At 61.2% G+C, this 14,393-nt stretch carries 12 protein-coding genes and 3 tRNA genes; 9 read left to right on the top strand and 6 right to left on the bottom strand.

Annotated elements, in window-relative coordinates:
• Positions 1 to 79: 79 nt before the first annotated feature.
• The 5 genes from gloA (at position 80) to AC25BC_RS08665 (ending at position 2,509) form a co-directional block, all read left to right on the top strand.
• Positions 80 to 520: a lactoylglutathione lyase gene (gloA, locus tag AC25BC_RS08685; protein WP_012757288.1), complete on the top strand. Its 441-nt coding sequence runs from the start codon at positions 80 to 82 to the stop codon at positions 518 to 520.
• Between the two features lie 166 nt (positions 521 to 686).
• Positions 687 to 1,757: a YcbK family protein gene (locus AC25BC_RS08680; RefSeq protein WP_012757287.1), complete on the top strand. Its 1,071-nt coding sequence runs from the start codon at positions 687 to 689 to the stop codon at positions 1,755 to 1,757.
• A 208-nt stretch (positions 1,758 to 1,965) separates the two neighbouring features.
• A tRNA-Glu gene (locus AC25BC_RS08675) sits at positions 1,966 to 2,040 on the top strand.
• Between the two features lie 74 nt (positions 2,041 to 2,114).
• Positions 2,115 to 2,189 (top strand) — tRNA-Glu (locus tag AC25BC_RS08670).
• Positions 2,190 to 2,434: 245 nt separating this feature from the next.
• Positions 2,435 to 2,509, top strand: a tRNA-Glu gene (locus AC25BC_RS08665).
• Between the two features lie 49 nt (positions 2,510 to 2,558).
• Here the strand turns inward: AC25BC_RS08665 and recJ are convergent.
• The 5 genes from recJ to AC25BC_RS08640 form a co-directional block, all read right to left on the bottom strand.
• On the bottom strand, positions 2,559 to 4,361 hold the full coding sequence (recJ, locus tag AC25BC_RS08660) for a single-stranded-DNA-specific exonuclease RecJ (RefSeq protein WP_012757286.1): 1,803 nt from the start codon (positions 4,359 to 4,361) through the stop codon (positions 2,559 to 2,561).
• An 80-nt stretch (positions 4,362 to 4,441) separates the two neighbouring features.
• Entirely contained in the window at positions 4,442 to 4,687 is a 246-nt protein-coding gene (locus AC25BC_RS08655) for a hypothetical protein (RefSeq protein ID WP_012757285.1), read from the bottom strand.
• Between the two features lie 160 nt (positions 4,688 to 4,847).
• Positions 4,848 to 6,173, bottom strand: coding sequence for a homoserine dehydrogenase (locus AC25BC_RS08650; RefSeq protein WP_012757284.1), 1,326 nt, complete (start codon positions 6,171 to 6,173; stop codon positions 4,848 to 4,850).
• A 61-nt stretch (positions 6,174 to 6,234) separates the two neighbouring features.
• Positions 6,235 to 7,452, bottom strand: coding sequence for an LL-diaminopimelate aminotransferase (locus AC25BC_RS08645; RefSeq protein WP_003558982.1), 1,218 nt, complete (start codon positions 7,450 to 7,452; stop codon positions 6,235 to 6,237).
• Between the two features lie 221 nt (positions 7,453 to 7,673).
• Entirely contained in the window at positions 7,674 to 8,087 is a 414-nt protein-coding gene (locus AC25BC_RS08640) for a hypothetical protein (RefSeq protein ID WP_012757283.1), read from the bottom strand.
• Positions 8,088 to 8,237: 150 nt separating this feature from the next.
• Between AC25BC_RS08640 and AC25BC_RS08635 the strand changes: the two genes are divergently transcribed.
• The gene (locus tag AC25BC_RS08635) at positions 8,238 to 10,073 is read left to right on the top strand and encodes a PHA/PHB synthase family protein (RefSeq protein ID WP_221963039.1); all 1,836 of its coding nucleotides are present in this window, start codon (positions 8,238 to 8,240) and stop codon (positions 10,071 to 10,073) included.
• Between the two features lie 206 nt (positions 10,074 to 10,279).
• A complete protein-coding gene (locus tag AC25BC_RS08630; RefSeq protein WP_012757281.1) occupies positions 10,280 to 11,620 on the top strand; it encodes a DUF2778 domain-containing protein in 1,341 nt (446 codons plus the stop codon).
• 28 nt (positions 11,621 to 11,648) lie between these two features.
• On the opposite strand, the gene AC25BC_RS08625 is transcribed toward AC25BC_RS08630, so the two are convergent.
• A complete protein-coding gene (locus AC25BC_RS08625; protein WP_012757280.1) occupies positions 11,649 to 12,806 on the bottom strand; it encodes a pyridoxal phosphate-dependent aminotransferase in 1,158 nt (385 codons plus the stop codon).
• A gap of 211 nt (positions 12,807 to 13,017) precedes the next feature.
• Here AC25BC_RS08625 and AC25BC_RS08620 point away from each other — a divergent pair, with 211 nt between their 5' ends.
• Positions 13,018 to 13,776, top strand: a complete 759-nt coding sequence (locus AC25BC_RS08620) for a DsbA family protein (protein ID WP_017993868.1) — start codon at positions 13,018 to 13,020, stop codon at positions 13,774 to 13,776.
• A gap of 161 nt (positions 13,777 to 13,937) precedes the next feature.
• Positions 13,938 to 14,375 (top strand): type II 3-dehydroquinate dehydratase, encoded by a 438-nt coding sequence (gene aroQ, locus AC25BC_RS08615; protein ID WP_011651695.1) that lies wholly within the window; start codon positions 13,938 to 13,940, stop codon positions 14,373 to 14,375.
• The last annotated feature ends 18 nt before the right edge of the window (positions 14,376 to 14,393 follow it).

The following is a 14,393-nucleotide window of genomic DNA, read 5'->3' as shown; positions in this document are numbered from 1 at the left end:
CACATTTTATAAAGATGACTTGCCCGAAGCTGACCTCGGCTCGCCGAAAAAAGCTAGCCCCAATAAAGGAGTAAATAGAATGCGTTATCTTCATACAATGGTTCGCGTCAAAGACCTCGACGCCTCCCTCACCTTTTACACCACGCTGTTCGGGCTGGAGGAGATTCGCCGCCACGAAAACGAGAAGGGCCGCTTCACCCTGGTTTTCCTGGCTGCTCGCGACGATCTCGACCGTGCGCGCAGCGAAAAAGCCCCCTGCCTCGAGCTTACCTACAATTGGGACACGGAAGATTATAGCGGAGGTCGCAATTTCGGCCACCTCGCTTATGAGGTCGACGATATTTACGCCACCTGCCAGAATCTGATGGACAACGGCATCACCATCAACCGGCCGCCGCGCGACGGCAACATGGCCTTCGTGCGCTCGCCCGATGGCATCTCGATCGAAATCCTGCAGAAAGGCAGCCCGCTTCCGGCCGCTGAGCCCTGGGCCTCGATGGGCAATACCGGCGCCTGGTAAGGGTTTTCGTCGCAAGGCTTTTGCGAGGCTTGCGGCTTTTTCGATTTCGGGTCCGGCCGGCGCCTCGGCGCTTGCCGCGATCCGACGCCGCAGGCAATCTCCTGGCGACTCGAAGCGGAAGAGAAGCGTTTTTCGCCGATTTTCCGCATCAACTGGAGACTGTCGCTTGCTTAACATGCAGATGCGGATGCCCGTGACGGGCGCTTTGCTGATCGCCACCTCGGTGCTGGCGCTGTCCGGCTGCGCGTCGGACAAGAAGGCGCTCGATTCGGCGGCGGCGGTTCCGGCGGTGCAAGCCGCAGCAGCACCGCAGCTCGCCACGGCAGCGCCTGCAAGCCCTGCCCCACGTTCGGTCTATAGCGATCCCCGGCTGGTCAACGTCTCCGGCGCCCAAGGCGCGCCTCAGGTCGTAGCACCAGATCCGAATGCAGCCGTCCCGCCCGCCGGTTCGGCAACGGCGGCGCCCGCCAATATCGGCGGGCTCGTCCTGCAGTCGACCCGGATCAACGCGCAGGCGATGAGCATCTTTTCCGATCACCAGCCGGCGCCGCAGAACAACAGCACGTCCACCATCATTCAGCCGCAGGCCTATGTGCCGGTGGAAGGTGCAGCACCGTCGCGAAGCAGCGTCTACAGCCAGCCGCCCGTGCCCCAGCAGCCGGCGGAGCCGGTGCTGCCGCAGCAATCCTCACAGAATAGCAGCACGCAGCTTGCGCCCGTGCAGACAGCGTCGTTGGCGACGGGCAGCATTCCCACCTCGACGATGAACGCGCTCTACAGTGCGCCGAAGCAGAACCTGCTTGGCAGCCTTTCCGGCCTGCTGCACAAGGCGGCCCTGCCCGGCATGACGCGCATCGCGCCGAACAGGCTGCATCTCCAGAACGACAAGGTCGAGGTCGGCTGCTTCAAGCCCGACCTGCTGAAAGTGATCAAGACGGTCGAAAGCCATTTCGGCCGGCCTGTCATCGTCACTTCCGGCTATCGCGACGAAGAGCACAACCGCCTCGCCGGCGGCGCCGACGAATCGATGCACAAGAGCTGCGAGGCCGCCGACATCCAGATCGACGGCGTGACGAAATGGGACATCGCCGCCTATATCCGCTCGTTGCCGGACCGCGGCGGCGTCGGCACCTACTGCCACACGGATTCGGTTCACCTCGATACCGGCAAAACCCGTGACTGGAACTGGGGCTGCGGCGGCAAACGGGCGCCGATCACGACGGCAAGAGCGATCTGACGGCCGCCTGACGGCCGCGCGATTTTCGCATCACGTTACGGCAGCGCCGCCTCGTCGCGTTAAAGAAACAACCGGCAGCCTATTGATTCAGCTTCAATAATCGGCTTCTCGAATGCACTCGGATTTCCTGTCATTTTTTTGAAGGAAAACCGCAATTCCGCTTGCGGGATTCAAAACGCCTGACTATAAGGGCGCCACCACGAAGGAAGCGCCCTTCGTCTATCGGTTAGGACACCAGATTTTCATTCTGGGAAGAGGGGTTCGACTCCCCTAGGGCGTACCACTTTCTCTCCATATAGAAGCCATCACTTCCGCTTGCAGAAGCCGGCGCGCGCTCCTATTTTAACGAAGCTACCTGCGCCCTTCGTCTATCGGTTAGGACGACAGATTCTCATTCTGTAAAGAGGGGTTCGACTCCCCTAGGGCGTACCATCCTGTTGATAGGCCGTCGTCATTCGATCGACGTCGGCCGGCCCTGTCAGTCCCCTCGAGGAGAACCCTTCGGTTCGCGCGACGCTGCCCATCCTAGCCCGCCGGTTTGATTTGTCTCCGCTCCGCCGCAGCTTGCGCCTCATTTTTCCACAGCCAAAATAAATCGGCGAAAACGATGATTTTTTCGCGCCTTGGCGCTTGCGGCCTTCGAAGGCGCTGACTATAAGGGCGCCACCACGAAGGAAGCGCCCTTCGTCTATCGGTTAGGACACCAGATTTTCATTCTGGGAAGAGGGGTTCGACTCCCCTAGGGCGTACCACTTTCTCTCCCTTGACACTCCACATCGTCAGCGCTCTTGCGCGACTGCTCTATTTCGCCGGCGCTGCATCGCAGACGCGCAGCTGGATGCGGCGTGCGCCCTGGTAATGATCGGCACCGAGCGAACCGGCGACATGCAGGTTGGCGCCGCGTGAATTGATGAGAAGATTGCCAAGCGGCGTATCGGCGGCGCGGAAGGCGATGCCGTCGAGTCGCGATCCGTCCATGGCCTCCAGCGTCACCTTCACATGTTTCTCGCCGACCAGGCGGGCGTCGCGCAGGCGATGCGCCGGTATGGCAAAGAGCGGCTGTGCGTGACCGGAGCCATAGGGGCCGGCGGCCTCCAGGCGGTCGATGAGTTCGAGGGTGGCGCCGCTTGCGCCGATCGCGCCGTCGATCTTCAGCGTTTCGTTGGCGACGAGGCTGGCCACCGTCCTCTCGGCCTTCTCGGTGAAGAAGGTCCTCAGCCTGCCGAGATCGGTGCGCTCAACCGTCAGGCCCGCGGCCATGGCGTGGCCGCCGCCTTTGACGAGCAGACCCTCGTCAACCGCAGCCCGGACCATCCTGCCCATGTCGAAGCCGTTGATCGAGCGGCCCGAGCCGGTGCCGCGGCCGGAGGGATCGAAGGCGATCGCGAAAGCGGGCCGTTTGAATTTTTCCTTCAGCCGCGCCGCGATCAGCCCGACGATGCCGGGATGCCATTTCTCATGGGCGGTGACGATGACGGAGGCACCCTCGCCGTCGCCATATTCGGCAAGCGCCTCGGCTTCGGCCTCCTGCAGCATGATCGCCTCCATCGCCTGGCGTTCTCGATTGAGCTCGTCGAGGCGCTGCGCGATCACATCAGCCTCTCCGGCGTCGTCGAGCGTCAGCAGGCGGCTTCCGAGTGCCGCGTCGCCGATCCGCCCGCCGGCATTGATGCGCGGGCCGATCAGGAAGCCGAAATGATAGGGTGTCACCGGGCCGGCGAGCCCCGCCTTGCGGAAGAGTGCAGCCAGCCCGGCATTGCTCTGGTGGCGGGCAGCGACCAGCCCCTTCACCACATAGGCGCGGTTAAGGCCCTTCAGCGGCACGACATCGCAGACCGTCGCAAGTGCTACGATATCCAGCCACTGCAGCAGGTCGATCGCCAGGATGCGCTTATTGCCGGCCGCGCGCAGCAGCCGGAGCGTCGCGACCAGCACCATGAAGACGACGCCGGCGGCGCAAAGATGCCCCTGCCCCGAGAGGTCGTCCTCGCGGTTCGGGTTGACCAGCGCATGGCAGGGCGGCAGCTCATGTGTCACCTGGTGGTGATCGATGACGACGACATCGATGTTGCGCGCGGCAGCGGCGGCCAGCGCCTCGTGGCTGGTGGAGCCACAATCGACGGTGACGATCAGCTCAGCACCGTTATCGATCAACTGGTTGATCGCCGCCGGATTAGGGCCGTAACCTTCGAAGACGCGGTCGGGGATATAGATGGTCGCCCTGACGCCGAAATGGCTGAGAAAGCGAAACATCAGCGCCGAGGAGGCTGCACCGTCGACGTCGTAGTCGCCGAAGATCGCGACGCTCTCGCCGCGCTCGATGGCACGCAGGAGGCGATTTGCGGCCTTTTCGCAATCGGTCAGCTTATGGGGATCGGGCATCAGGCTGCGGATCGTCGGGTCGAGGAATTCGATCGCCTCGTCTACCGTCACGCCGCGCCCGGCCAGCACCCGGGCGATCAGATCTGGCAGTCCGTGGATCTGCGACATGGCCAGCGCGCGGTTCTGCCCTGCCTGGTCGAGCCGCGCGACCCAGCGATTGTCGAGCGCGGATTTCTCCACGCCGAGAAACGCGCGCTGTACCGGATCGACGAGATCTGCCATGCCATACTCCGCTGACTTCATCTGCTCTTTCTACAGGAGCAGCGGAGATAACATAGCGATGGATTTGCAGACACGGGTTTTTACCAGAATACCGCCCAGACGATCAGGGCGATGCCGGCGAACTGCACCAGCAGGAACGAAAACAGCGTCAGCAGAATGGCCCAGTTACGGCCTTCCGTGTTTTCCTCGTCTTCAGCCTCATCAGAGACCTCTTCAGGAATTTCACGGTAGGCCGGCTTGAGGATTTCCTCAGGCATATCAGGAGGGTTCGGCGGCACATCGCTCGGGTAGCCATACCCCTTCCCGGCGTGGCTGTCCTTACTCATGAAATTCTCCACCCAGACGACTCACCATCTTAGGTTTAGTTATATCAATATTTCGGTATCTGTTAATATAGGCTTCCGTAAGGGAAGGTTGAATAGATAACAGAAAAAACTGCCCTGCAGGAACAGGGCGGCTCAACGGTCCTCCGGGACGGGAAAAAGCTCAGCCTTCCTCTTTGGGCCGCTCGATGCGAATCACCTGCGGCTCGCCGAAGAGGTAACCTTCCGACTTGATCGAAGCGACTGCCTTGCGCACCGAGTCTTCCGTCGTCGCGTGGGTGACGAGAATGATCGTCTGGTGATGCGATGGCGCCAGGTGCTGCTTGGAGCGCTGGACGATCGATTCCAGCGAGATGTTGTTTTCGGCCATGCGGGTTGCGACGCTGGCAAAGACGCCGGTGCGGTCGAGCACGGTCAGGCGGATGAAATAGCCGCCCTCGTGGCTCTGCATCTGCGCCTTGCGATAGGGTTCCAGTGTGGTTGCGGGATGGCCGAGCACCGGCACCCGCTGGGCGCCCGGCTGGCTCTTGGCGATATCGGCGATATCACCAAGCACCGACGAGGCTGTGGCGTTGCCGCCGGCGCCAGGGCCGACCATCAGCAGTTCGCCGAGCACGTCGGATTCGATCGCCACTGCATTGGTAACGCCGTCGACCTGGGCGATGACCGAATCGACCGGCACCATTGTGGGATGGACGCGCTGTTCGATGCCGGTATCGGTGCGCTGGGCAACGCCCAAGAGCTTGATGCGATAACCGAGTTCGGCAGCGGCGTGGATATCCTCGATCGAGATGTTGGTGATGCCTTCGAGATAGATGTCGTCGGCGGCGATCTGATTGCCGAAGGCGAGCGTCGTCAAGATGGAAAGCTTATGGGCCGTGTCGTTGCCCTCGATATCGAAGGCCGGATCGGCCTCGGCATAACCCAGCCGCTGCGCTTCCTTGAGGCATTCGGCGAAGGAAAGCCCCTCCTTCTCCATCTTGGTCAGGATATAATTGCAGGTGCCATTCATGATGCCATAGATGCGCGAGACGGAATTGCCCGTCAGCGATTCACGCAGGGCCTTGATGACCGGGATGCCGCCGGCGACCGCCGCCTCGAAGTTCAGCAGCGACCCCTTCTCCTCGGCGATCGTCGCAAGCTCGACGCCGTGATAGGCAAGCAGCGCCTTGTTGGCTGTCACCACATGGAGACCACGCTGGAGTGCCGTACGCACCGAGATGTTGGCAGCCCCTTCGGCGCCGCCCATCAGCTCGACGAAGACGTCGATATCGCCCTTTTCGGCAAGCTCTTCCGGCCGGTCGAACCAGGTAACAGCGGAAAGATCGATGCCGCGGTCCCTCGCCTTGTCACGTGCCGAAACGGCGGTGATGGTGATCGGACGCCCGCAGGTGACGGCAAGCTCGTTGCTTTTCTGCTGAATGATGCGGACAAGCGAGGCGCCAACGGTGCCCAAGCCCGCAATGCCGATTTTGAGGGCATCTGCCATGGATCGATCCTGAAATGTCTGTGTGGCGGCAGCCGCATGACGCGGCTGCCCAACGGTTGGATTAGCGGTGTGCGTTCAGCGAGATGACGTTGTGCATCGTCTCGTCTGCCGTCGACATGAACTTCTTGATGTTGCGCGCAGCCTGGCGGATGCGGTGTTCATTCTCGACAAGTGCCAGACGGACGTAGTCGTCGCCCATTTCGCCGAAGCCGATGCCCGGGGCAACGGCGACGTCGGCCTTCTCGACCAGCAGCTTGGAGAATTCCAGCGAACCGAGATGACGGAACTTTTCCGGGATCTTCGCCCAGGCGAACATCGTCGCAGCCGGCGGCGGCACGTCGAACCCGGCCTTGCCGAAGCTTTCGACCATGACGTCGCGGCGACGTTTATAGACGTTGCGGACTTCCGCAATGTCGGAACCATCGCCGTTCAGCGCGTGCGTTGCCGCCACCTGGATCGGCGTGAAGGCGCCGTAGTCGAGATAGGACTTGACGCGGGTGAGCGCTGCGATCAGTCGCTCGTTGCCGACGGCAAAGCCCATGCGCCAGCCGGGCATGGAGAAGGTTTTCGACATCGAGGTGAACTCGACGGTCACGTCCATAGCGCCCGGCACTTCGAGAACCGACGGCGGCGGGGCGCCGTCGAAGTAGATTTCCGAATAGGCAAGATCGGAAAGCACGATGATGTCATGCTTTTTCGCAAAGGCGATGACGTCCTTGTAGAAATCGAGCGTCGCGACAAAAGCCGTCGGGTTCGAGGGATAGTTGAGGATCAGCGCCAAGGGCTTCGGGATCGAATGCTTGACGGCGCGTTCCAGCGGTTCGAAGAAGCTCGCATCCGGCTCCACCGACATGGAACGGATCACGCCACCCGCCATCAGGAAGCCGAAGGCGTGGATCGGATAGGTGGGATTCGGGCAGAGGATCACGTCGCCAGGCGCCGTGATTGCCTGCGCCATGTTGGCGAAGCCTTCCTTGGAGCCCAAGGTGGCAACCACCTGGGTATCCGGGTTGAGCTTGACGCCGAAACGGCGGGCATAATAGGCGGCCTGGGCGCGGCGCAGCCCCGGAATGCCCTTGGAAGAGGAGTAACGGTGCGTGCGCGGATCCTGCACGACCTCGCACAGCTTGTCGACGATCGACTGGGGAGTGGGAAGGTCGGGGTTTCCCATGCCGAGATCGATGATATCGGCGCCGCCCGCTCGCGCGCTTGCCTTCAAACGGTTGACCTGTTCGAAAACATAAGGCGGCAAACGCCGGACTTTGTGAAACTCTTCCATCTCATTCCCCATGGAAAGGCGGCATTTCGGGCCGCAATCGAAGTTCGTTCCGTCTCCCGGCGGCTGCGACACGAACTTCAGAATCGCAACGCCGTATTCATCAGACCCAAGCGACGCGGCGAATCTTTGACGGAAAGGCTGCGTAACGCGCTTTATCGGGAAAATTATGTCTTCCGATCCTTGCCGAAGGCTTTGCGTCCAAATTGCCTGAAAGGCAAGGTCTATTTGGAGATTTCAGACAGCGTATCAGTGCCGTGCTCGGCGGCGAGACGCCGCATTTCAGCGACCTTGGCCTGATAATCTGCTTCCGAGATCGTGCCGGCCTTGCGCCGGGCGGCAAGTGCCGTCAGCTGATGCTGCAGTTCGGCCGCCTGCTCGTCGCTCATCTGGACATTGGCGGCGGTCAGCGGCGCGCCGAAATTCGGATAGCCGTCCGGGTATTTAGCAAGGCCGCCCTCGGCCGCCTCGCCCTTAGTGGCCGGCATGACGACGGCGGTCGGCGCCGCTCGCTTGGCGGCGGCTGCGGCCTTTTGTTCCGCCGTCAGATTGCATCCGGCAAGAGCCATCGCCGCCGCGACGCAGATCAGTGCGGTGCGGTTGAAGGTTGCGATGCGCCGAATGCCGTTCTTCGTCATGCCTCAAAAATCCAGTTTTGACTGCTTCGACTGTTAAATTTGTCGCAGCCACAAAGCAATAGCATGAGCCGATGCGGGTGGAACTTGTTTTCTCGTTCGATCACGATGTACAACGAATGGATAAAAAGAGTGGTGCTGCCGCCGGAGGAAATGGTGACCGACAGCAAGCAGGAGAATGGCGGCAAGACCGGCTTCGACGCGAACGATCTCGATCCCTATCTGTTGAAGGATCCTGAGGCCATGGCGATGAATTTCGCTCGGGCGCTCGAAAATCTAGGACAAGCAGCGTCTGCCTGGCTTGCGCCGCGCGAACGCGGCGAGATCACCGAAAGCGCCGCCGATCCGATGACCGACATGGTCAAGACGCTTTCCAAGGTCACCGAATACTGGATTTCCGATCCGCGCCGCACCTTCGAGGCACAGACGCAGCTGATGTCCTCGTTCTTCGGCCTCTGGATGCGCTCGATGCAGCGAATGCAGGGCGATCCCACGCCTGCCGAGCCGGACACCCGCAAGGACAAGCGCTTCTCGGACGAGGACTGGCAGAAGAATCCGTTCTTCGATTTTCTCCGCCAGGTCTATTTCCTCACCACCGACTGGGTGGAAAAGATGGTGTCGGAAACCGATGGCCTCGATGAACACACCAAGCACAAGGCCGGCTTCTACGTGAAGCAGATCACGGCAGCGCTTTCGCCGACCAACTTCATCGCCACCAATCCGCAACTCTACCGCGAGACAATCGCGACCAGCGGCGCCAATCTGGTGCGCGGCATGAAGATGCTGGCCGAGGATATCGCTGCCGGAAACGGCGATCTTCGTCTTCGCCAGACCGACATGACGAAATTCGCCGTCGGCCGCGATATGGCGCTGACACCAGGCAAGGTGATCGCCCAGAACGACATCTGCCAGATCATCCAGTACGAGGCTTCGACTGAAACGGTGCTGAAGCGGCCGCTGCTGATCTGCCCGCCCTGGATCAACAAGTTCTATATTCTCGACCTCAACCCGCAAAAATCCTTCATCAAATGGTGCGTCGACCAGGGTCAGACGGTGTTCGTCATTTCCTGGGTCAACCCGGATGCGCGCCACGCCGAAAAGGACTGGACGGCCTATGCCCGCGAAGGCATCGATTTCGCGCTTGATACAATCGAGAAAGCGACCGGCGAGAAGGATGTCAACGCCGTCGGCTACTGCGTCGGCGGTACGCTGCTGGCCGCGACACTGGCGCTGCATGCCAAGGAGAAGAACAAGCGCATCAAGACTGCGACACTCTTCACCACCCAGGTCGATTTCACCCATGCCGGCGACCTCAAGGTCTTTGTCGACGAGGAGCAGCTTGAATCGCTCGAAGAGCATATGCGGGCGGCCGGCTATCTCGACGGCACGAAGATGTCGATGGCCTTCAACATGCTGCGCGCCTCCGAGCTGATCTGGCCTTATTTCGTCAACAACTACCTCAAGGGCCAGGATCCCCTGCCCTTCGACCTGTTGTTCTGGAACGCCGATTCGACCCGCATGGCAGCGGCAAACCATGCCTTCTACCTGCGCAATTGCTATCTCAACAATGCGCTGACGCAGAACGAGATGATCCTCGACGGCAAGTCCGTGTCACTGAAGGACGTCAAAATCCCGATCTATAATCTCGCCACCCGCGAGGATCACATCGCACCTGCCAAGTCCGTCTTCCTCGGCAGCCGATTCTTCGGCGGCAAGGTGGAATTCGTCGTGACCGGCTCGGGACATATCGCCGGCGTCGTCAACCCGCCCGACAGGAAGAAGTATCAATTCTGGACCGGCGGCCCCGCCAAGGGGGACTACGAGACCTGGCTCGAGCAGGCGACGGAGACCCCGGGATCATGGTGGCCGCATTGGCAGGCCTGGATCGAGACGCATGACGGCAGACGCGTGCCGGCCCGCAAACCCGGCGGCGACGCGCTGAACGCGATCGAGGAAGCGCCGGGAAGTTATGTGATGGAGCGCGCCTGAGACGCCTCAACGCATCTTTTTGAGACGTCGTGAAAAACTGCAACGCCGCGTAAACAAATTAGAAACCATAATTCGTCATCCTTGCGAGACAGTCGGACGTCGTGGGTGGTCTAAATTCGGCCCATTTGCGCCTGTACCGGCCCCCGGCGAAGTTTAGTCAGTCAGTGCCGCCGGCCTGCGTAGCGAGTTTGAAAGACGAGTGTAGTATGGCGTTTGCGGTCGGGACGTTCGATGACGTCACCCTTCTTGGCGGATCTGCTTTCCGTTGGCGCAGATCTCGCGGTTTCCTTTACGGTGTTGTCGGCGCCGGATTTCTGACCTCTACATGGCTGATCGCGACCTTCGCGACGATGCACTCGTTAGCCGCTCCCTATTCTCCGCCGGATCGCCTGGCACAGGTGGCGACTGCGCCGAAGCTGGCGCCTTCACCGCGTCACGAGAGGCTGATCCATGTCGGCAAGGCCGACCGGCTGGCCGCCTTCGATGCGAAGCCGAAGGTACCGCTGACGGCGAGCCTCATTCAATCCCATGCCGAAAAGACCGCTGCCGCCGCGACAGCGCTCGCGGTTCTCGCCAAAAACAATCGGCTCGCCATGGCTGCCGAACAGCCGGTCGTGGCGGCGATCTCCGACAGCGCCAAATTCCGCAAGGACGATGTCATCGTGACGGCGCCGGTCGAGCTCGCCTCGGCAGAGACGGACGAAGACGACGGCGACCGGATCATCGTTCCCTCGAAGGAGGCGGTCGCCGCAGCCGAACTCCCGACCCTGCTTGCGCTTGCCGATGCCGGATCCCGGCAAATCGCGCCGGCCCCGGTCGAACCAACCACACCTCCTCTCAGAACCGCCTCCATTCCCGCTTCGGCACCCGCACCTGACGTCGTCGCCGCCGCGGACGACGCGCCCCCCTTCGATCTCGTGCTGGCGCCGGATGAAGGTTCGGTGCCGCTGCCGATGGCACGTCCCGATGGCCTCATCGGCAAACCGACACCGGCCTCCAAGGGTTCGCAGCGCTCTGACGAGCCTGTACTTGCCTACGCCCAGCCGAACTCGCCGATCGAAGATGACGAGGACGATGCAGTGCCGCGCTACGATAAGCCGGTCTTCTCGCCGAAGCTGCGCGCAGGCGTGGCGATCTACGATATCGAAAACAGCACCGTCTATCTGCCGAACGGCGAGCGCCTCGAGGCCCATTCCGGGCTCGGCAAGATGCGCGACAACCCGCGTTTCGCCAACAAGAAGATGCGTGGACCGACGCCGCCGCACACCTATGCCCTCACCATGCGCGAGAGCCTTTTCCATGGCGTCGAAGCATTGCGGCTAACGCCGGTCGAAGGTTCCGACGCCATCTATGACCGTGTCGGCCTACTCGCCCATACCTACATGCTCGGCAAGAACGGCGATTCCAACGGCTGTGTCTCCTTCAAGGATTACCGCCGCTTCCTCGCCGCCTACAAGCGCGGCGACATCAAGCAGCTCGTGGTGGTGCCGCGGCTGAACAACAAACCGTCTTCGACGCTTGCCTCACTGTTTTCGTCGCGTAGCTGAGCGATAAGAGAGTAAGCAGCCGCGAGCGCTATTTCAGCCAGGCCGCGATTCGCTCCACCGCCTCGGCGATCTCCGCTTGCGAGCCCGCATAGGACAGACGCAAGGTTCGATTTCCCTCCAGCGGATCGAAATCGAGACCCGGCGTGGCGGCGACGTCGATTTCCGCGAGCATGCGTTTGGCGAAGCCCATGCTGTCATTGGTGAAGCGGGTGACGTCGAGATAGGCGTAGAAGGCGCCGTCCATCGGCGAGGCGATCGAAAACCCGATCTGCGGCAGGCGCCGCATCAGCAAATCGCGGTTGGCGGCGTAACTGGTCTTGTAACGATCGAGCTCGGCACCGGCGCTCAGAGCGGCCGTGGCGGCAATCTGGGAGAGCTCGGGCGGGGAGATATAGAGGCTCTGCGCCACCCGCTCGATCGGCCGCACCAAGCGCTCGGGAAGCACCATCCAGCCGATTCGCCAGCCGGTCATGCAATAATATTTGGAGAAGGAGTTGATGACGATCGCCTCGTCGGTCAGCTCCAGCGCGCTCGCCTCCTCGCCGGCGAAGGTCAGCCCGTGATAGATTTCATCGGAGATGAAGGCGATGGAATGGGCCGCGCAGTAATCCGAAAGCGCCTTCAGACCCTCGCGGCCGGTCAACGTGCCGGTCGGGTTGGCCGGGCTTGCGAGCAGCACGCCTTTCAGCGTCATGCCGCTTTCCTTCTGCGCCGCTTCGAGGCTTTGCGGCGTCAGGGTGAAGTGGGTCTCGGCCGTTACAGGCACTTCCAGAACCTTCAAGCCCAGCGCGCCGAGGATATTGCGATAGGCGGGATAACCCGGTCTTGCGATCGCCACCGCATCGCCGGCATCGAAAAGCGACAGGAAGGCGAGATTAAAGCCGGCCGAGGAACCGGTGGTGATGGCGATGCGCTTGGGATCGATCTCCAGGCCGTGGCGATCCTTGTAGTGCCAGGCGAGCGCCGATTTCAGCCGCGCCGTTCCCAACGCATCGGTATAGCCGATCCTGCCTTCGGCGAGGGCTGCGCGCGCCGCTTCGAGGGCCGCCTCAGGTGCCGGATGCGAGGGCTGACCGACCGCCATCGAGATCACGGGATGGCCGCTCGCGCGCCGCTTCGTCGCCTCCGCCAGGACGTCCATGGCGTGAAAAGGCTCAACTTCGCTGCGTTTCGATATGGAAAACAAGATCGTTTCTCGCTCAGCTTCTTCAGTGACGGCCCGACAATTGCCGCATTAATCGGCTCATCACAATCCCGCGAGGGCCGGACGGGGATGAAAAATTCCTGTTTGAGCAGAACAGAACGCACCGTACCTTGACGCGACGCATTCAAGTCCATTAACCCGGCGACGGTCTTCTCGACGAAGAGACGACCATCCCGCCGATGACGAGGATAACATGGCATTCTTCCCGAAGACCTTCACCGCACTGGCGCTTGCCGCATCGATCGCCCTTCCGCTTCCCGCGGCAGCGCTCGACGACCAGCAGAAGAAGGAGTTCGGCGAATTCATCAAGCAATACCTGATCGAGAATCCCGAGATCATGCTGGAAGTCCAGGATGCGCTGCAGAAGAAGCAGGAGGCCCAGCGGTCGGTGAAAGCCAATATGGCGATCGAAGAGAACACCACCGACATTTTCGATTCAAAGAACGACGTCACGCTCGGCAATCCCAAGGGCGATGTCACTGTCGTCGAATTCTTCGATTATAATTGCAGCTACTGCCGCCATGCGCTTCCCGACATGCAGGCCATGCTGAAGAAGGACAAGAACGTCCGTTTCATCCTCAAGGAATTCCCGATCCTCGGGCCGGATTCGGTCGCCGCCCACAAGGTGGCCGACGCCTTCCGCAAGCTCGCACCGGAGAAATATGCCGATTTCCACGTTGCCCTTCTCGGCACCGAAGGCCGTGCCTCCGACGAAACAGCGATCGCGGTCGCCGCTTCGCTCGGCGTCAGCGCGGACAAGATCCGCGCCGAGATGGCAAAGAGCCCGAATGACGGTATAGTCCAGGCGACCTACCAGCTCGCCTCCAGTCTCGGCATCAGCGGCACGCCCTCCTATGTGATCGGCAACGAACTGGTGCCTGGCGCCGTCGGGCTCGACGATCTCGAAGCCAAGGTCAAGAACATGCGCAGCTGCGGCAAGACTGCCTGCTGAGCAAAGCAGCCGCCAGCCGCCAGCTCATCAAATCGCCAAAATCTAAGTGTTTCAACCATGTGGACAAATGTGGCACGATTGCCGCTGGCCATTCCGTAAGGGCTTTCATTCAGCCTTCGCGGAGTCTATAGGTTGCCGTCGTACCTTTTACGGAACATTCGATGACGCAAACGATTTTTGTCCTGAACGGCCCCAACCTGAACATGCTGGGTAAACGAGAGCCCGGCATTTATGGCGGCAAGACGCTCAAGGACATCGAGGCGGACTGCAAGGCTGCAGGGCGCGAGCTCGGCCTCGATATCGACTTCCGCCAGAGCAATCACGAAGGCACGCTCGTCGATTGGTTCCATGAGGCCGACGAAAAGGCCGTCGGCGTTGCCATCAATGCAGGCGCCTATACGCATACATCGGTCGCGCTGCATGATGCGATCCGCGCTATTTCCATTCCCGTCGTCGAGCTCCACATATCCAACGTGCATGCACGGGAAGAATTCCGCCACAAGTCGATGATCGCGCCGGCATGCAAAGGCGTGATCTGTGGCTTCGGGCCTCACAGCTACATCCTGGCGCTCCACGCGCTGAAGAACATCACGGCATAAGAATAAGACAGGGCAACA

Source organism: Rhizobium sp. WSM409 (assembly GCF_057653825.1).
The sequence above is the reverse complement of the archived record's forward strand: the minus strand, read 5'-3'. Positions and strand labels throughout refer to the sequence as shown.